The 17,466-nt window shown below is 76.6% G+C and carries 17 protein-coding genes; 10 read left to right on the top strand and 7 right to left on the bottom strand.

From position 1 onward, the window contains the following. Window positions 1-98 precede the first annotated feature (98 nt). Window positions 99-965, bottom strand: coding sequence for a siderophore-interacting protein (locus ACRYR9_RS17020; protein WP_432495376.1), 867 nt, complete (start codon window positions 963-965; stop codon window positions 99-101). 25 nt (window positions 966-990) lie between these two features. Further along, window positions 991-1,989: a siderophore-interacting protein gene (locus ACRYR9_RS17025; RefSeq protein WP_432495378.1), complete on the bottom strand. Its 999-nt coding sequence runs from the start codon at window positions 1,987-1,989 to the stop codon at window positions 991-993. A 145-nt stretch (window positions 1,990-2,134) separates the two neighbouring features. On the opposite strand from ACRYR9_RS17025, the gene ACRYR9_RS17030 reads away from it, so the two are divergent. Beyond that, the gene (locus ACRYR9_RS17030; protein ID WP_432495380.1) at window positions 2,135-2,839 is read left to right on the top strand and encodes a hemerythrin domain-containing protein; all 705 of its coding nucleotides are present in this window, start codon (window positions 2,135-2,137) and stop codon (window positions 2,837-2,839) included. Between the two features lie 18 nt (window positions 2,840-2,857). Here ACRYR9_RS17030 and ACRYR9_RS17035 read toward each other — a convergent pair whose 3' ends face one another. Continuing rightward, on the bottom strand, window positions 2,858-3,946 hold the full coding sequence (locus tag ACRYR9_RS17035; protein WP_432495382.1) for an FUSC family protein: 1,089 nt from the start codon (window positions 3,944-3,946) through the stop codon (window positions 2,858-2,860). Window positions 3,947-4,020: 74 nt separating this feature from the next. Here ACRYR9_RS17035 and purD point away from each other — a divergent pair, with 74 nt between their 5' ends. After that, window positions 4,021-5,283 (top strand): phosphoribosylamine--glycine ligase, encoded by a 1,263-nt coding sequence (purD, locus tag ACRYR9_RS17040; protein WP_432495384.1) that lies wholly within the window; start codon window positions 4,021-4,023, stop codon window positions 5,281-5,283. Then, the gene (locus ACRYR9_RS17045) at window positions 5,280-6,176 is read left to right on the top strand and encodes a phosphoribosylaminoimidazolesuccinocarboxamide synthase (RefSeq protein ID WP_432495386.1); all 897 of its coding nucleotides are present in this window, start codon (window positions 5,280-5,282) and stop codon (window positions 6,174-6,176) included. The genes purD and ACRYR9_RS17045 overlap by 4 nt, the downstream gene beginning before the upstream one ends. Window positions 6,177-6,232: 56 nt before the next feature. Here the strand turns inward: ACRYR9_RS17045 and ACRYR9_RS17050 are convergent, their stop codons facing one another. Beyond that, window positions 6,233-6,622: a four-helix bundle copper-binding protein gene (locus ACRYR9_RS17050; RefSeq protein ID WP_432495396.1), complete on the bottom strand. Its 390-nt coding sequence runs from the start codon at window positions 6,620-6,622 to the stop codon at window positions 6,233-6,235. Between the two features lie 168 nt (window positions 6,623-6,790). Here ACRYR9_RS17050 and ACRYR9_RS17055 point away from each other — a divergent pair, with 168 nt between their 5' ends. The 3 genes from ACRYR9_RS17055 (at window position 6,791) to ACRYR9_RS17065 (ending at window position 9,007) form a co-directional block, all read left to right on the top strand. Then, window positions 6,791-7,738 carry an oxygenase MpaB family protein gene (locus ACRYR9_RS17055; RefSeq protein WP_432495388.1) on the top strand — a complete coding sequence of 316 codons (948 nt, stop codon included), beginning with the start codon at window positions 6,791-6,793 and terminating at the stop codon, window positions 7,736-7,738. 154 nt (window positions 7,739-7,892) lie between these two features. Further along, entirely contained in the window at window positions 7,893-8,312 is a 420-nt protein-coding gene (locus ACRYR9_RS17060; protein ID WP_432495390.1) for a CidA/LrgA family protein, read from the top strand. After that, complete coding sequence (locus tag ACRYR9_RS17065) at window positions 8,309-9,007, top strand: LrgB family protein (protein ID WP_432495392.1); 699 nt, start codon at window positions 8,309-8,311, stop codon at window positions 9,005-9,007. Before ACRYR9_RS17060 ends, ACRYR9_RS17065 begins: the two co-directional genes overlap by 4 nt. A 322-nt stretch (window positions 9,008-9,329) precedes the next feature. On the opposite strand, the gene ACRYR9_RS17070 is transcribed toward ACRYR9_RS17065, so the two are convergent. Both ACRYR9_RS17070 and ACRYR9_RS17075 read right to left on the bottom strand, forming a co-directional pair. Beyond that, window positions 9,330-9,524: a hypothetical protein gene (locus ACRYR9_RS17070; protein ID WP_432498898.1), complete on the bottom strand. Its 195-nt coding sequence runs from the start codon at window positions 9,522-9,524 to the stop codon at window positions 9,330-9,332. A gap of 46 nt (window positions 9,525-9,570) precedes the next feature. Next, a complete protein-coding gene (locus ACRYR9_RS17075) occupies window positions 9,571-10,017 on the bottom strand; it encodes an Lrp/AsnC family transcriptional regulator (protein ID WP_432498901.1) in 447 nt (148 codons plus the stop codon). A gap of 162 nt (window positions 10,018-10,179) precedes the next feature. Here ACRYR9_RS17075 and ald point away from each other — a divergent pair, with 162 nt between their 5' ends. The 3 genes from ald (at window position 10,180) to ACRYR9_RS17090 (ending at window position 14,590) form a co-directional block, all read left to right on the top strand. Next, window positions 10,180-11,310: an alanine dehydrogenase gene (gene ald, locus ACRYR9_RS17080; RefSeq protein WP_432498905.1), complete on the top strand. Its 1,131-nt coding sequence runs from the start codon at window positions 10,180-10,182 to the stop codon at window positions 11,308-11,310. Between the two features lie 72 nt (window positions 11,311-11,382). Further along, window positions 11,383-12,846: a GGDEF domain-containing protein gene (locus ACRYR9_RS17085; RefSeq protein ID WP_432498908.1), complete on the top strand. Its 1,464-nt coding sequence runs from the start codon at window positions 11,383-11,385 to the stop codon at window positions 12,844-12,846. A gap of 115 nt (window positions 12,847-12,961) precedes the next feature. Beyond that, the gene (locus tag ACRYR9_RS17090) at window positions 12,962-14,590 is read left to right on the top strand and encodes a methyl-accepting chemotaxis protein (protein ID WP_432540202.1); all 1,629 of its coding nucleotides are present in this window, start codon (window positions 12,962-12,964) and stop codon (window positions 14,588-14,590) included. A gap of 51 nt (window positions 14,591-14,641) precedes the next feature. Here the strand turns inward: ACRYR9_RS17090 and ACRYR9_RS17095 are convergent, their stop codons facing one another. Beyond that, entirely contained in the window at window positions 14,642-15,796 is a 1,155-nt protein-coding gene (locus tag ACRYR9_RS17095) for a glutamate--cysteine ligase (RefSeq protein WP_432498913.1), read from the bottom strand. Window positions 15,797-15,857: 61 nt separating this feature from the next. On the opposite strand from ACRYR9_RS17095, the gene ACRYR9_RS17100 reads away from it, so the two are divergent. Beyond that, window positions 15,858-17,291 (top strand): dihydrolipoyl dehydrogenase family protein, encoded by a 1,434-nt coding sequence (locus ACRYR9_RS17100; protein ID WP_432498916.1) that lies wholly within the window; start codon window positions 15,858-15,860, stop codon window positions 17,289-17,291. The last annotated feature ends 175 nt before the right edge of the window (window positions 17,292-17,466 follow it).

The raw sequence follows: 17,466 nt of genomic DNA on the forward strand, positions 1-17,466 counted from the left end.
CCCCGCCCCCGGCGGCCGGGGGGCCCAAACCCTGGGAACCGCCCACGAGGACAGGCTCTGGAGGGGCGGAAACCATGGTTACCGCCAGGGGTGCGGGCTCAGGCGGGGGAGGCCACGGCGGTCTCGTCGGACTCCACCGAGGCGTTCCACTGCGGCTTCTCCTCGCGCCAGCCGTCCTCGGTGCGCCCGCGCCGCCAGTAGCCGGAGGCCGACAGCAGCTCGCGCGGCACGCCCAGCTCGCTGCGCACCCAGCGCCGCACGGCCCGCACGCAGTCCGCCTCGCCGTGCACGAAGGCGTGCGGGGCGCCGGCGGGCAGCTCCAGCGAGCGCAGCAGCTCCAGCAGGCCCTCCGGGTCCGGCGCCTCGCGGTGCAGCCAGTGCACCCGCAGCTCGCCCGCGCACGGCAGCGCCTGGTGCTCCGCGGCGTCGCGCACGTGCAGCACCGCGACCGCGGGGGCGCCGGCGGGCACCCGCTCCAGGGACGCGGCGATCGCCGGCAGCGCGCTGGCGTCGCCGACCAGCAGGTGCCACGGCGCGGCCGGGTCCGGCGAGTACGCCCCGCCCGGGCCCAGCAGGTGCACCTCGTCGCCGGGGCGGGCGGCCGCGGCCCAGGGCCCCGCGACGCCCTCGTCGCCGTGGTGGACGAAGTCGATCGTCGCCTCCCCGCGCGCGGGGTCCACGGCGCGCACGGTGTAGGTGCGCTGCACCGGCCACTCCTCGCGCGGGCGCGAGGCGCGCACGGCCGCCGCGTCGAACGGCTCGTCGTACGTCACCCCCGGTGCGGGGAAGAGGAGCTTGACGTAGGAGTCGGCGTGCTCGGCGCGCAGGTCGGCGAGGTCGTCGCCGCCGAGGACCACGCGCACCACCTCGGGGGTGATCCGCTCGGTGCGCAGCACGACGGCGCGGCGCTGGCGGCGGCCGCCGCGCCCGGGGCCGCCGCTGTCGCGGCGGAAGGGGTTCTTCAACTCGGGGTCCTCCAGATCACGGCGCTCAGGCGCCCTCGGCGCGTCCCTCGCGCCAGTAGCCCATGAAGGCGACGGAGGACCGCGGCAGGCCCACCTCGCCCACGAGGTGGCGGCGCAGCCGCTTGACGACGCCCGCCTCGCCCGCCAGCCACGCGTACAGGCACTCCGGCCCGGTGGCCTCGGCCCGCTCGGGGACCTCCCACAGGATGCCGGTGTCCAGGTCGACGTCCTCGAGGTCCAGCGCGAGCGTGCGCGAGGCCTCGTCCACGAGGGGTCCGGCGACCTCCTCCACGCGGGGCACGAGCAGCTCGCCGTGCCCGTGGCGGCCACCGCGGGGCAGCCACTCGACGGTGACGTCCGCCTGGGAGTCGATGCCGACGGCGTCGGCGATGTCGGGCACCTCCAGCACGGCCACGGCCCGCGCGCCGGCCGGCAGCTGCTCCAGCACCGCGCACACGGCGGGCACCGCGGTCTCGTCGCCGGCCAGCAGCAGCGTGCGGGCCTCGGCGGGCGGGGCCCACTCCACGCCCCACGCCCGGCCGGCGCCGGGGGCCGTCGGGCCCACCAGGAGCACCTCGTCGCCGGGGCGGGCGGCCGCCGCCCAGGAGGCGGCGGGACCGGCCGCGCCGCCGCCCACCCCGTGCAGGACGAAGTCGACGTCCAGCTCCGCGTCGGAGGTGGCGGTGGCGGGGCGCAGCGCGCGCACCGTGTAGGTGCGCATCACCGGGCGCACCTCCGCGGGCAGCGCGCGCCACCAGGCGTACCAGTCGCCCTCCGGCGCCCCCAGGACCTCCAGCGGCAGCTGCGGCAGCAGGACCTTCAGGCGCTGGTCGAAGCCCCCGGGGCCGAAGCCGGCCAGCTCGGGGGAGGAGAAGGTGATCCGCGCGAAGCTCGGGCCCAGGTCCTGCCGGCGCACCACCGCCGCCGGGAAGAGCCGGTACTCGGTGCGCGCGGCGGCGGGCCGCGCAGCCGCACCCGCGGCGCGCCGCACCGCCACCGTGGTGTGCTCGGTCGTGACCGTCATCCCGCCCCTCCTCGTTCGGTGAGGACAGGCTAACCACACGATGGGGGGTCCGGGGAAGGGGTGGTGACCACCGTCACCGGTGCGGAGGGTGGTCCGTCCGCCCCGCGGCGCGTACCGGAGGGTCCCGGCGGGTACGGGGACCCCCATGACGAACCCACGCGGCAACGGGCTGCGCTCCGTGGCCGACCAGTCCGAGGACGAGCGCGGCGGGCCCGGCAGCATCCTGTCCCGGCAGAGCCGCGACCACGCCGACCTCGACGCCCTCATGCGCGCCTACGACGACGAGCCCGACGCCGACGCCCGCGGCCGGGTCGTGGCCGAGCTCGCCGAGCGGGCGCTGCGGCACGCCTTCGCCGAGGAGACCGTGCTCTTCCCCGCCTACCGGCAGCACCTGCCCGAGCAGGGCGAGGAGCTGACCCGGCACATCGAGGGCGACCACCAGCAGATCAACGAGCTGCTCGTGCAGCTGCAGGACGCGGACCCGCGCTCACCGGACTACGACGCCACCGTGCGCCGCGCCTTCGAGGTGATCCGGCACGACGCCCACGACGAGGAGGACGACCTGCTGCCCCGGCTGCAGCAGGTCGCCACCGCGGAGGAGCTGCGGGCGATCGGCGCGGCCTGGGAGGTCCAGCGGCGCACCGCCCCCACCCGCCCGCACCCGAAGGTGCCCCGGCGCCCCCCGGGCAACGCGCTGGCCGCGGTGCCGCTGGCCGTGACCGACCGCGTGAAGGACGCCGCCGAGCACCTGGCCGCCGGCGGCGCGGTCCGGCGCGCGGCACTGGCCGGGGCGCTGGTGGGCGCGGTGGTCGCCGGGGTCGTCGCGCTCAGGGCCCTGCGCCGCCGCTGAGGCGGCGCGGGGAGGTCCTCAGCGCGGCAGCAGCCGGTACGTCTCCTCGGGCGGCACGCCGTGCGCCTGCAGCAGGTCCACCACCACCGAGCGCAGCTGCGCCACCACCACCGTCGCCGACAGCGACTCCGCGCCGAGGGTGCGCGGGCCCAGCTGCACGGCCAGCTCCTTCAGCGCCGCCACGGACGGCGGGGCCGTCTCCCCGGGGTAGGGGGCCTGGCGCAGCGAGCGCACCGACGCGGCCAGGCTCTCCATCACCCCCGCCAGCGAGGTCGGCAGCTGCTCGTCGTGCTCCAGGGCGGTGGCCACCCGCCGCAGCGCCACCCGGGTGTTGCGGGTGGCGCGGTCCACGCCGGACTGCAGCCGCTGCTGCTCCAGGACCTCCGCGCGCCCCCCGCGCCGCAGGGGGGAGAGCCGCTGCACCTCCAGGGCGGCGCTGACGGACTGCGCCCACGCGTCCAGCTCCCGCTGCGTGGCGCGGGCGCGCTCCAGCACCGTCGCGGCGACGGCGGCGTCCCTGCTGCGCACCGCGTCGGCGGCGTCGTCCAGCAGGTCGGCGAGCTGGCCGGTGAACGCCAGCGACCGCGCGCGCACGTCGCGGGTCGGGTCGGACGGCAGCAGCGCCGCGATGGCCAGCGCCACCACCACGCCCGTCATGGCGTCCAGCCAGCGCGCGGAGCCGCCGCCGGGCTGCGGCGGGAAGGCGACGATGAACGTGGCCTGCAGCGCCGCCTGGTTCACCAGCAGCACCCCGGAGTCCAGGAAGCGGGCGATGAGCATCGCGGCGACGACGATGAGGCAGATCTGCCACGCGCCGCGCCCGATGACCTGCACGACGGCGGTGCCCAGCAGCACCCCCACCGTCACCCCGACCCCCAGTTCGGCCACGCGCCGCAGCCGGGCGTTGTTCTGCACGCCCAGGCACACGACGACCGCGACGCACGCGAACACCGGGTAGTCCTGGTTCCACAGCGCCCGCGCGAGCGTCCAGGCCACCCCGGCGCCCAGCCCGCACTGCAGCACCTGCCACCACGAGCCCTGCCAGCGCTGCCAGCCGGTGCGCGCCCGGCGCCGGGCGGCGACGGTGAGCGAGGCGGTGCGGGGCACGGGCGGATCATCCCGCACCGCCCGGCCACGCGCCCGTCACGGCCACGTCCGGCCAGGGCCTACGCTCGGGCGCCGTGGACGTCCTCGTCATCGGTTCCGGCGCCCGTGAGCACGCCCTGGTGCGCGCCCTGCTCGACGACCCGGGGGTGGACCGCGTCGTCGCCGCCCCCGGCAACGCCGGCACCTCGCTGGTCGCCCCGTGCGAACCCGTCGACGCCGCCGACCCGGCCGCCGTCGCGGCGCTGGCCCGCCGGCTGGGCGCCGACCTCGTGGTCGTCGGGCCGGAGGCGCCCCTCGTGGCGGGGGTGGCCGACGCGGTGCGGGCGGCCGGCACCGCCTGCTTCGGCCCGTCCGCCGCCGCCGCCCGCCTGGAGGGTTCCAAGGCCTTCGCCAAGGAGGTCATGGCCGCGGCCGCGGTGCCCACCGCGATGGCGCACGTGTGCACCACCGAGGCCGAGGTCGCCGACGCCCTGGACGCGTTCGGCGCCCCGCACGTCGTCAAGGACGACGGGCTGGCGGCCGGCAAGGGCGTCGTCGTCACCGACGACCGCGAGCAGGCCCTCGCGCACGCGCGCACCTGCCTGGAGCACGGGCCGGTGGTCGTCGAGGAGTTCCTCGACGGGCCGGAGGTGTCGGTGTTCTGCCTCACCGACGGCGAGAGCGTCGTGGCGCTGGCCCCCGCGCAGGACTTCAAGCGCGCCCTGGACGGCGACGCCGGCCCGAACACCGGCGGCATGGGCGCGTACTCGCCGCTGCCGTGGGCCCCGGCCGACCTGGCCGAGCAGGTGGTGCAGCGCGTCGCCGAGCCGGTCGTGGCGGAGATGGCCCGGCGCGGCACCCCCTTCAGCGGCGTCCTGTACTGCGGCCTGGCGCTGACGTCCCGCGGCCTGCGGGTGGTGGAGTTCAACGCCCGCTTCGGCGACCCCGAGACGCAGGTCGTCCTGGCCCGCCTGGCCTCCCCGCTGTCGCAGGTCCTGCTGGCGTGCGCCACGCCGGGCGCGCTGCGGGACGCCCCGCCGCTGCGCTGGCGCGAGGACGCCGCCGTCACCGTGGTGCTCGCCGCCCCCGGCTACCCGGAGGCGCCGCAGACCGGCGGTGCGCTGGGCGGGCTGGAGGACGCCGACGCGGTCGAGGGCGCGCACGTCCTGCACGCCGGCACGGCGCTCGCGCCCGACGGCACCGGCGTCGTCAGCTCCGGCGGGCGGGTGCTGTCCGTGGTGGGCACCGGTGCCGACCTCGCGCGGGCGCGCGAGGCCGCCTACGCGGCGCTGCGCTCGGTGCACCTGGACGGTGGGCTCTTCCGCACCGACATCGCCGCCTCGGCGGCCGGCGCGTGAGCGCCCCCGAGCTGCCCGCGCCGCCGCAGCTGCCCGGCTGGCGCCACACCTACTCCGGCAAGGTCCGCGACCTGTACGTGCCGGCGGACGGCGAGCGCGGCCGGGTGCTGGTCGTGGCCAGCGACCGCATCAGCGCCTACGACCACGTCCTGCCCACCGAGATCCCCGACAAGGGCAAGGTCCTCACGGCGATGTCGCTGTGGTGGTTCGAGCGACTGGCGGACCTCGTGCCGCACCACGTGCTGTCCACCGACGTGCCCGGCGCCGTGGCGGGCCGGGCGATGGTGTGCCGGGAGCTGGAGATGTTCCCCGTGGAGTGCGTCGCGCGCGGCTACCTCACCGGCTCCGGCCTGGCCGAGTACCGGGCGGGCGGCGCGGTGTGCGGGATTCCGCTGCCGGACGGCCTGGTGGACGGCTCGCGCCTGCCGGAGCCCGTCTTCACCCCCGCCACGAAGGCGGAGCTGGGCGAGCACGACGAGAACGTGTCCTTCGAGCACGTCGCCGGCGTGATCGGCGCGCAGGACGCCGCGGAGCTGCGCGAGCTGACCCTGGCGGTGTACGCGCGCGCCGAGGCGGTCGCCCGCGAGCAGGGGATCGTGCTGGCCGACACCAAGCTGGAGTTCGGCCGCGCGGACGGGCGCACCGTCCTGGGCGACGAGGTCCTCACCCCCGACTCCTCCCGGTTCTGGCCGGCCGAGGAGTGGGAGCCGGGCCGGGCGCAGCCCAGCTTCGACAAGCAGTTCGTGCGCGACTGGCTGACCTCGCCGGCCTCCGGGTGGGACCGCACCGGCGGCGCCCCGCCCCCGCCGCTGCCGACCGAGGTGGCCGAGCGCACCCGCGCCCGCTACGTCGAGGCGTACGAGCGGCTGACCGGGGAGTCGTTCGGCGGCTGAGGGCTCGTCCCGCTCCCACCGCGGCGGGAGCGGGACGCCCTCGCCCTCCGCCGGTGTCAGCCGAGGGTGGCGAGCAGGTCCCGGCAGGCCTTCTCGCACGCCCGGCACGCCTCGGCGCACACCCGGCAGTGCTCGTGCATCCCGGCGTGGGACTCGCACACGTCCCCGCACGCCTTGCAGGCGGCCGCGCACGCCTGCAGCACGGCGCGGGTGACGTTGGCGTCGTAGCCGGTGTGGCGCGAGAGCACCCGGCCGGTGGTGTCGCACACGTCCGCGCAGTCGGTGTTGGTGCGGATGCACTTGGTCAGCTCGGCGACGGAGTCCTCGCTGAGGCAGGCGTCCGCGCAGGCGGTGCACGCCTGCGCGCAGCGGAAGCACTCCTCGATGCAGGCGATGAGCTTCTCGCGGTCCACGCCGCCGAGGTCCTTCGGGTAGGTGCTGACCATGTCGCTGACGGTGCTCACGTCGTGCTCCTCTCCCGGGGTGGGCGCCGGTGCCCGGCGGGCACCTGGGGTGGAACGCCGCCCCGTCCCTGCGTACCCGCCCCGCCGCGCGCGTAACGCCCGGACGCGCCCCGTCTCGCGCGGCCGGGATCGGCGGGGAAGGCTGCCGGGGTGGTGCTGCTCCTGCCGCCGTCCGTGACGGCCCTGCCGGCCCGGGCCCGTCGCACCTTCCGCCAGCGGGTCTCCGGCGACCCGACGGGCGCGCCGGGCTGGGTGCGCGACATCGCCCTGGTGGGGGAGGGGCCGGGCTGGTTCGAGCCGGACGGGGTGGTGTGGCGGGTGCACGGCGACCTGTCCACCCTGGTCGGCGGGGTCGTCGCGCTGCTCGGGCAGGGCGCTCACCCGCTGGCGATGGCCGGCGTGCAGCGCCACTCCGACTACCGGCGCGACCCCTGGGGCCGGCTCGCGGGGACCGCGCGCTGGCTGGTGGTGTGCACGTTCGGCTCGGCGGAGCTCGCCGAGCGGGAGTCGGCCCGGGTGCGTGCGATGCACGAGCGGGTGCGCGGCACCACCGGCGACGGGCGGGCGTACTCCGCGGGTGACCCGGACCTGCTGCGCTGGGTGCACCTGGTCTTCACCGACGCGTTCCTCGCCGCCCAGCGCGAGGTCGGCACCGACCGGCTGGCGCCCCGGTTCGGGCGGCGCTGGCCGGACGCGTACGTGCGCGAGTGGGCGCGCACCGCGCACGCCCTGGGGGCCGCGGACCTGCCCGCCAGCGAGGCGGAGCTGGCCGAGGCGCTGGCCGCGTTCACGCCCGTCCTGGAGCCGGTGCCGGCGCACCTGCTGCGGTTCCTGTCCTCCCCGCCCGGCCTGGGCCGCGCCGAGGGGGCCTTCTACTCCGGCCTGGCGGGAGCGGGGGAGCTGCTGCTGTCGCCGGTGGTGGCCCCGTTCGCGGGTGTGCCCGGCCGGGCGGTGCGCGGACCGCGCGAACGGGCCCGGCTGGCCGCTGCGCGCGCCCAGCTGCGGGGGGCGCGGGCCCTGCTCGGCCCGCACAGCCCTTCGGCGGAGGCCGCCCGCCACCGCCTGGGGATGGGGCCCCCTCCCGCCTGGCTCTCGTGATCCTCCGGGACCGGGGTGCGTCGCCGTGGTCGCCCGGGGACCTCTCGCGCCTCTCCTGAGCACGGGTCGGAGTTCGTCCCCCACCACCCGGGCGAGGACCCGACCACGATCCCCGAGCGCCCCCACCGGGTCGGGGCGCTGGCACCCTGACCCGGTGGACGCACCCGGTGAACACCCCCCGCAGCACCTCGGCTGGGGCCGGCACGTGCCGGCGGTCCTCGCCGCCCTCGCCCTGCTGCTCGGCCTGCAGCTGCTCGGCACGCTCCTGGTCGACCTGGCCGGCCTGCCCGTGCCCGGTGCCGTCGTCGGCCTCGTCGTCCTCCTCGCCGTCGGCGCCCGCCACCGCGGCCTCGTCGCCCGCGCCCAGCCCGCCGCCGACCCGCTCCTGCGCCACCTGCAGCTGCTGTTCATCCCACCGGGCGTGGGGGCCCTGACCCAGCTGAGCGCCCTCGCGGAGAACGCCGCACCCCTGGCCGTCGCCGTCGTCGGCTCCTTCGCGGCCGGGCTCGTGGTGGCGGGTGTCCTCCTGCAGGCGCTGCTGCGCCGCCGCACCACCGCGCCGGCGGCGCCGTGAACGCCCTCGTCCACGCCCCCGGCTTCGGGCTCGCCCTCACGCTGGCCGCGTACCTCGGCGCCGACGCCCTGCACCGCCGCCTGGGCCGGCCCGCCCTGCTCGCCCCCGTGCTCGTCGCGATGATCGCCGTCACCGTCGTCCTGGAACTGCTCGGCATCGGTCACGAGGAGTACCTCGCCTCCGTCTCCGTCCTGACCCTGCTGCTCGGCCCCGCCACCGTGGCGCTGGCCCTGCCGCTGCTGCGCTCGGGTGCGGCGCTGCTCGCCGACCGCGCCGCCGTCCTGGTCACCCTGCTGGTCACCGGCACCGTCAGCGTCGTCGTGACCGTCGGCTCCCTGCTCGCCTTCGGCGTCTCCGACGAGATCCTGCTGACCGCGCTGCCGCGCTCGGTCACCACACCCGTCGCCGTCACCGTCGGCGCCACGATCGGCGCGAACACGACCCTCGCCGTCGTGCTCACCCTCGTCTCCGGGGTGCTGGGCGCCACGGTCGGGCCGTGGCTGCTGGACCGCGTCCGCGTCGACGACGGCCGGGCCCGGGGTTTCGCCATCGGGGCCGTCTCCCACGGCATCGGCACCGCACGGGCCCTGGCGCACTCCCACGTCGCCGGCGGGTGGTCCAGCGCCGCGATGGTGCTGAACGCGCTGCTCATGACGGTGGTGCTGCCGGTCGTGGCGCACGCGTTCACCGGCTGAGACCCGTCGGCCGGGTGCGTTCCCGTGGTGGCCGGGATGCGTTCTCGTGGTCGCCGTGGGGCGGTCCCGGGTGCTGCGGCGGTCGGCTCTCCGCTCGCGCCGTCACCGGGGTGCGCGGGTGCCGTGACGTTCGGCGCGAGCTCCGGACGCCGCCCGCCGCAGCACCCGGGAACCTCCTGCACCTCGCCCGGCCGCAGGGCCCGGGTTCGCTCGTGCACCGGTGGGGCTGAAGGGTGGTGGGGTGCTCCGGACGCCCGGCGGCCAGAGCACCCCACCACCCGGGCGAGGACCCGACCGGGCGTGACCCCGGTGGGGGAGAACGTCAGTCCGTCGCGGGCGGGACCTCGTCCGGCTCCTCGGTGAGGCCGAGCTCGCGGCGCTCGTGCTCGACGCGCATCTCCAGCTCGTCGTCGTTGGGCCGCGCCGGCATCTTGCCGTGCTCCTGGCGGTCGCGCGGGGCGGCGATCTCCGGCTCGATCACGTCGTCCAGGGTCGGTTCGTCGTTCTGCTGGCTCATGCCCCGACGCTAGGCAGCGTGACGCGCGTCCGCACCTCAGCGCGGGTCAGGACCGCCCGGCGGCGCGGGTGTGCTCGAAGATCAGGCTGGTCTCGGTGAGGGCGACGTCCTGGTCGCGGGAGAGGTGCTCGGCGACGAACTCGCGCAGGGCGCCGGTGCTGGTGACCGCGACGTGCAGGAGGTAGTCGTTCGCGCCGGCCACGAAGTAGACGTCGAGGACCTCGGGCTGGCGGCGGATGCGGGCCACGAAGGGGCCCATGCTGCCGCGGGCGTGGGCGGCGAGCTTCACGGCGATCATCGCCTGCAGGTGCAGGCCGAGGGCGTCGGGGTCGACGTCGGCGTGGAAACCGCGGATGACGCCGGAGGCGCGCAGGGCGCGCACCCGCAGCAGGCAGGTGGAGGGGGCGATGCCGACCCGCTGGGCGAGGGCGGCGTTGGTGATCCGGGCGTCCTCGGCCAGGACGTGGAGGATCGCGCGGTCGACCGCGTCCACGGCCTGTCGAACGTTCTTCGGGGGAGGGTTCGCCGGACGGTCGGGTGGTGAAGGATTCGCTGCCACAGCGGGACGTTACCGAACCTCCTGCGGGTTCGTTGCGCTCTTCTCGCGGCATCTTCACCCTGGGGTGGACACCGCCGTCCCGACCCGGAGGCCCAGATGCGCATCGGCGTTCCCCGTGAGGTCAAGAACCGCGAGCACCGTGTGGCGCTGACGCCCGCGGGCGTGCACGAGCTGACCGGTCACGGCCACGAGGTGCTGGTGGAGGCGGGCGCGGGCCTGGGCAGCTCCCTGCCGGACGCCGACTACGAGGCGGCCGGCGCGAAGGTCGTCGCGGACGTGGAAGAGGTGTGGGGCGAGGCCGAGCTGCTGCTGAAGGTCAAGGAGCCGATCGAGCCGGAGCACCACCGGCTGCGCGAGGGGCGGGTGCTGTTCACCTACCTGCACCTGGCGGCCTCGCGCCCCTGCACCGAGGCCCTGCTGGCCTCGGGCACCACCGCGATCGCCTACGAGACCGTGCAGCTGCCCGACCGCTCGCTGCCGCTGCTGGCACCGATGAGCGAGGTCGCCGGCCGGCTCGCCCCGCAGGTCGGCGCGTACCACCTGATGAGCGCGAACTCCGCCGCGAGCGGCGGTCGCGGCGTCCTGATGGGCGGGGTGCCCGGCGTGCGGGGGGCGGACGTCGTCGTGATCGGCGCGGGGGTCTCCGGGCAGAACGCCGCCCGCATCGCGCTGGGCATGGGGGCGGAGGTGACGGTGCTGGACCTGTCGATCCCCAAGCTGCGCGAGGTCGACGCCCGCTTCGGCGGGGCGGTGCGCACCATCACCTCCAACGCGTTCGAGCTGGCCCGCGCCGTGCGCAGCGCCGACCTGGTGATCGGTGCGGTCCTGGTGCCCGGCGCCCGCGCCCCGAAGCTGGTGAGCGACGACCTGGTCGCGCAGATGCGTCCCGGTTCGGTGCTGGTGGACATCGCCGTCGACCAGGGCGGCTGCTTCGAGTCCACCCGGCCCACCACGCACGACGAGCCGACGTTCACCGTGCACGGGTCGGTCTTCTACTGCGTGGCGAACATGCCCGGTGCCGTCCCGCACACCTCGACGTACGCGCTGACGAACGCGACCCTGCCGTACGTGGTGCGCCTGGCGGACGCCGGCTGGCGCGCGGCGCTGGCCGCGGACGACGCCCTGGCGCGCGGGCTGTCCGCCCACGCCGGGCAGCTGACCAGCGCCGAGGTCGCCGCCGCGCACGACCTGCCGTCCGTGCCCGTCGCGCAGGTCCTCGCGGGCTGAGCCGGCCCGGGGCCCGGCCCTCGCCGGTGCGGCGGGGGTCAAGGCGGTGCGGTGAGGCGTCGATGCAGCGACGTGCGACCCGCCGGCCTCCGCCCGCCCTGGCGCGCGCTGCTCGCCGTCGGCGCGGTGGCCGCGCTGGGGTGCGTGCTGCTGCCCGTGGGGACGCTGCGCGACGGCGTGTACGCCCTCGTCTCCTGGGGTTGCGTCGCCGCGGTGGTGGTGGGGGTCCGCCGGCACCGGCCGCGGCACGCCGGCGCGTGGTGGTGCGTCGCCGCCGGAGTCGCCTCCTGGGCGGCGGGGGACCTGGTGTGGGTCGTCGTGGCCGAGGTGCTCCACCGGGACCCGTTCCCGTCCGTCGCCGACGTCTTCTACCTGCTCACCTACCCGTTGCTGGCCTGGGGCGCGTGGCGGTTCGTGCGCGCCCGCGGCGGTGCGCGGGACCGGGACGGCCTGATCGACAGCGCCATCTTCACCGTCGGGTTCGGCCTGCTGATGTGGGTCTTCCTGGTGCGGCCCGCGCTGGGCGACGTCCTGGCGACGCCGGCCGCCCGGGTGGTGGCGGCCGCCTACCCGGTCGGCGACGTGCTGCTGCTGGCCCTGCTGGTGCGCCTGCTCACCACCCGCGGGGCGCGCAACGCCTCGTTCGGGCTGCTGGCGGCCGCGGCGGGCCTGACCCTGCTCGCGGACTGCGCGTTCCAGCTGCTCTCGCTGAACGGCGGAGACGGTGAGCGCGTGCTGGACGGGGTGTGGCTGGCGGCCTACACCTGCTACGGGGCTGCGGCGCTGCACCCCTCGATGCGCCGGACGACCGACCGGCAGCCCGCCACCGGTGTCACCGTCGGGCGCGGCCGGCTGGCGGCGCTGACGGCGGCCAGCCTGCTGTCCCCGGTGACCCTGATGCTCCAGCTCGCGCTGGGGCTGCGCCTGACGGGGTGGGCCGTGGCGTGCAGCTCGGTGGCGCTGTTCCTGCTCGTCGTCTGGCGCATGTCCGGCCTCGTCGCCCACCTGCAGCGGCAGGCGGTGCAGCTGACCGCGCTGGCCCGCACGGACGCCCTGACGGGGCTGGCCAACCGGCGCAGCGGCGATGCCGAGCTGGCGCGGATGCGGGCGCGGGCCCGCGAGGACGGCACCCCGCTGTGCCTGGCGGTGCTGGACCTGGACCGCTTCAAGGCCTTCAACGACACCTTCGGCCACCAGGCCGGTGATCAGCTGCTCCTGCAGGCGTCGGCGGCGTGGAGCCGGGAGCTGGACGGCAGCGGGGCGGTGCTGGTCCGCTGGGGCGGGGAGGAGTTCACCGTCCTGCTGCCCGGGCAGGACCTGGACCCCGCCCGGGCGCTCGTCGAGCGCCTCTGCGCGGTGACGCCCGCGGGGCAGACGTTCTCCGCCGGCGTGGCCCGCTGGGACGGGGCCGAGAGCGGTGACGAGCTCACGGCCCGCGCCGACGAGGCCCTGTACCGGGCCAAGGCCGCCGGCCGTGCGCGCGTGCTGCTCGCCGCGGACCCCGCGCACCGGGCCCCGCCCGGCCCGCTGCCCTGACCCGTCCGGGTGACGGGGGCCGTTGAACGCTGGACTTCCTCGGTCCGCGTGCCGATCCACCTGGTGCGACGTCGTCGAGCGAACGGCGGGCGGAGCACCGAGGAGTGGAGTCGACGTGGTGAGCACCGGGGACGGTCAGGGGCGCAGGGGCGTGCGGGGCAGGTTCGCGGACCTGCCGGTCGCGACCAAGGTGCTCACCGCCGTGGCAGCGGCGGGGGTCGCGATGGGCGTGTCCGGCGCCGTCGGCGTCAGCGCACTGGCGCGGGTCGACGACGCCGGCGGCGGCATCTACGAGCGCAACTTCGTGCCGGCCACGCAGCTCGCGACCATCGACGGCGACGTCAGCGACCTGCGCACCGCCGTCCTGGAGGACGCGCTGGCCCTGGACCCCGCCGAGCGGGCGCGGCACGAGCAGGAGATCGACGACCTCTTCGAGGACGCCGACGAGTCCTGGAGCGCCTACACCGCCCTCAGCGGCACCGCGGAGCAGGAGCGGGCCCGCGCCGGGTTCGAGGACGCCTACGCGGCGTTCCGCGAGGTGCTGGAGCGCGAGATGCTGCCCGCCATCGCGGCCGGCGACACCGCGCGCGTCGTGCAGGTCGAGCAGGACCGCCTGGACCCGACCTTCGAGGAGGTCAGCGCCGCCCTGAGCACCCTGGACGGGATCGAGGACGCCCAGGCCGCCGCCGCGGCCGAGGAGGCGGAGGCCGTCCACCTGTCCGCGCGCAACTCCCTCGTGGCTGCGATCCTCGTCGGCCTCGTCGCCGCGGTGACCCTCGCCGTGCTGATCGCCCGGTCGCTGTCGCGGGCCCTGGCCAAGACGGTCGTGGTCATCGAGGGCCTGGCCGAGGGGCGCCTGGACCAGCGCGTGGACCACCACAGCGCTGATGAGGTCGGCCGCCTCGCGGCGGCCACCAACGTCTCCATCGACAGGCTCGCCGGGGTCGTGCGCTCGATCGGTGAGGACGCCACGTCGCTGGCCGCCGCGTCGGAGGAGCTCACCGTCGTCGCCGGTCAGCTCTCCTCCGGTGCCCAGGAGTCGGCGGGGCAGTCGCAGGTGGTCTCCGCGGCCACCGAGGAGATCAGCACCTCGATCTCCACGGTGGCCGCTGCGGGGGACGAGATGGCCGCGGCGATCCGCGAGATCGCCTCCTCCACGGCCGAGGCTTCTTCCGTGGCGTCCGCGGCAGTGACCAGCGCCGGGGAGGCCTCGGCGATCCTGGAGCGGCTGTCCGCCTCGTCCCGCGAGATCGGTGACGTGGTCAAGCTGATCACCTCGATCGCGGAGCAGACGAACCTGCTGGCGCTGAACGCGACCATCGAGGCGGCTCGGGCCGGGGAGATGGGCAAGGGCTTCGCGGTGGTGGCCGGCGAGGTCAAGGAGCTGGCGCAGCAGACCGCTCGGGCGACGGAGGAGATCACCGGTCGGGTCAGTGCGACGCAGACCGACGCGGCGGCCGCGGCCAGCGCGATCGGCGGCATCAGCGAGGTCATCGCCCGCATCGACGCGTTGCAGGCCACCATCGCCGCGGCGGTGGAGGAGCAGTCCGCCACGACCGCGGAGATGGTCCGCAACGTGGGCGAGGTGTCCACCGGCTCCCAGGAGATCGCCGCGAACATCTCCGGCATCGCCGCGGCCGCCGCGCAGACCAGCACCAGCGCCGAGCACACCGAGACCACCGCGGCGGACGTCTCCCGCACCGCCGCCCGGCTCGAGCAGCTCGTCGGCACCTTCCGCTGCTGAAAGCCCGGGGCTGAGACCCCCGTGGGCTGGAACCCCCGGTCCCCGGGGGTTTCAGCCCTCGCGCATCTCCACCACGAGGGAGTCCACGACGTCCACCAGCGGCCGTTCCGAGCCCGCCCGCTGCGCCGCCGCGAACGCCGCCCGCTGGCGCTGGTAGCTGGCGCCGCGGCGCGGGATCCGCTCGACCAGCCGCAGGTCGTCCTCGCAGCCCAGCCGCCTGGCCACCGGTTCCAGCCGGGTCAGCCAGTCGTCCAGGTCGTCGGTGACGAGGCGCTCGCGGCCGGCGGCGTCCACGATGATCTCGGCGTCCAGGCCGTAGCGCGCCGAGCGCCACTTGTTCTCCTGCACGTGCCACGGCGGCATCGTCGGCGGTTCGCGGCCCGCTTCGAGCTCCGCGTCCAGGTGCACCACCAGGCAGTGCACGAGCGCGGTCAACGCCCGCAGCTCCCACAGCGTCGGCGTCCCGTCGCACACCCGCACCTCGATGGTGCCCAGCTTCGGGGATGGCCGGACGTCCCAGCGCACGTCGGACAGGCCGTCGATGACGCCGGTGACGAGCATGTCGTCGACGTACCCCTCGAACTCGCTCCACGCCCCGAACTGGAACGGCAGCCCGGCGGTGGGCAGCTGCTGGAACATCTGCGAGCGGTTGCTGGCGAACCCGGTGTCGTGCCCGGCCCAGTACGGCGAGGACGCCGACAGCGCCTGCAGGTGCGGGTAGTGGTTCAGCAGGGAGTTCAGGATCGGCAGCACCTTGTGCACGGAGTCCACCCCGACGTGGACGTGCACGCCCCAGATCAGCAGCTGCCGCCCCCACCACTGGGTGCGCTCCAGGAGCTCGACGTACCGCGGGTCGTCGGAGACCAGCTGGTTGTCGAACACGCCGAACGGGTGGGTGCCGGAGCACACGACGTCCAGGCCCATCGCGTCGGTCACGCGGCGGATCGCCGACAGCGACGTCGACAGGTCCTCGGCGGCCTCGGCGACGGTGTCGCACACCCCGGTGACGATCTCCAGGGTGTTGCGCAGCAGTTCCTTGGTGACGCGCGGCCCGCCGGCGTGCTCGGGCAGGTCCACGGCCTCCATGACCTCCGCCGCCGCCGACGTCAGGTCGCGGGTGCGGCGGTCGACGAGCACCACCTCCCACTCCACGCCCAGCGTGGGGCGCGGTGAGGCGTTGAAGTCGATCCGCGTCGCCCGTCCCACCGCCCGATCACACCACAACGACCCGTGGTGCGCGCGCCGCTGCCTGCGTACCGTCCCGGTCGTGAGCACACGCGAACGTGAGACCGACGTCGTCGTCATCGGGGCCGGGGCGGTGGGCGAGAACGTCGCCGACCGGGCCGGGCGCACCGGTCTGGAGGTCGTGGTCGTCGAGGACGAGCTGGTGGGGGGCGAGTGCTCCTACTGGGCGTGCATGCCCAGCAAGGCGCTGCTGCTGCCCGGGCACGCGCTGGCCGCCGCGCGGCGTCTGCCGGGAGCCGCGGGCGCCGTCACCGGTGGCCTGGACACCGCAGCGGTGCTGCGCCGGCGCACGAGCTTCACCAGCGGCTGGGACGACTCCTCGCAGGCGCAGTGGCTGGACTCCGCCGGGCTGGGCCTGCTGCGCGGGCGCGCCCGCCTGACCGGCCCGCGCCGCGTGGAGGTCGCCGGCGAGGACGGCACCACCGCCCTGACCGCCCGCCGCGCGGTGGTGCTGGCCACCGGGTCGGTGCCGGTGCTGCCGGACGTGCCGGGCCTGGCGGCCGCGAACCCGTGGACGAGCCGGGAGGCCACCAGCGCCGACGAGGTGCCCGGGCGCCTGGCCGTCGTCGGCGGCGGCACGGTCGCGGTGGAGCTGGCGCAGGCGTACGCGCGGCTGGGCTCGCGGGTGACGCTGCTGGTGCGCTCGCGGCTGCTGGGCAAGGAGGAGGACTTCGCCGGCGAGCTCGTCGCGGACGCGCTGCGCGCCGACGGGGTGGACGTGCGCCTGGGCGTCTCCCCGACCTCGGTCGAGCGCCCGAGCACCGGCGGGGAGGTCACCGTCGCGCTGGACGACGGCTCGCGCGTGGTGGCCGACGAGCTGCTGGTGACCACCGGCCGGCGCCCCGCCACGGAGGGGATCGGGCTGGAGGTGGTGGGCCTGGAGGACGGCGGCGGGCTGGACGTGGACGACACCGGTCTCGTGGCCGGCGTCGAGGGCGAGTGGCTGCACGCCGTGGGCGACGTCTCGGGCCGGGTGCAGCTGACCCACCAGGGCAAGTACGAGGCGCGCGCCGTGGGCGACGCGATCGCGGCCCGCGCACGCGGCGAGCTGGGCCGCGAGGCGCCGGCCTGGTCCCGGTACGCCGCCACCGCCACGCGCGTGGCGACCCCGCAGGTGACGTTCACCGACCCGGAGGTCGCCTCGGTGGGCCTGCGAGCCGCCGAAGCCCGCGAGCGGGGCCTGGACGTGCGGGTCGTGGACTACGACGTCGCGGGCGTCGCCGGCGCCTCCTTGCTGGCGGACGGGTACACCGGCGGGGCTCGCCTCGTCGTGGACGAGCGCCGCCACGTCGTGGTGGGTGCGACGTTCGTCGGCCAGGGCGTCGCGGAACTGCTGCACTCGGCGACGGTGGCGATCGTGGGGGAGGTGCCGCTGGAACGGCTGTGGCACGCGGTGCCCAGCTACCCCACGGTCAGCGAGGTGTGGCTGCGCCTGCTGGAGACCTACGGCCTCTGACCCCCGCGGTCCCCCCACCCCCGCCCCTGCCCCACCCTCCCCGCGGGGGGGGGGGGGGGGGGGGGGGGGGGGGGGCGGGGGGGGGGGCGGGGGGGGGGGGGGGGGGGGGGGGGGGGGGGGGGGGGGGGGGGGGGGGGGGGGGGGGGGGGGGGGGGGGGGGGGGGGGGGGGGGGGG

The organism is Kineococcus auxinigenes (assembly GCF_050871525.1).
Lineage (GTDB): Bacteria > Actinomycetota > Actinomycetes > Actinomycetales > Kineococcaceae > Kineococcus.

What these genes read in the sequence shown, in the direction of transcription:
- ACRYR9_RS17025 (WP_432495378.1), bottom strand. Translation starts at nt 1,989, where the DNA reads ATGACGGTCACGACCGAGCACACCACGGTGGCGGTGCGGCGCGCCGCG.
- ACRYR9_RS17030 (WP_432495380.1), top strand. Translation starts at nt 2,135, where the DNA reads ATGACGAACCCACGCGGCAACGGGCTGCGCTCCGTGGCCGACCAGTCC.
- ACRYR9_RS17050 (WP_432495396.1), bottom strand. Translation starts at nt 6,622, where the DNA reads ATGGTCAGCACCTACCCGAAGGACCTCGGCGGCGTGGACCGCGAGAAG.
- ACRYR9_RS17070 (WP_432498898.1), bottom strand. Translation starts at nt 9,524, where the DNA reads ATGAGCCAGCAGAACGACGAACCGACCCTGGACGACGTGATCGAGCCG.
- ald (WP_432498905.1), top strand. Translation starts at nt 10,180, where the DNA reads ATGCGCATCGGCGTTCCCCGTGAGGTCAAGAACCGCGAGCACCGTGTG.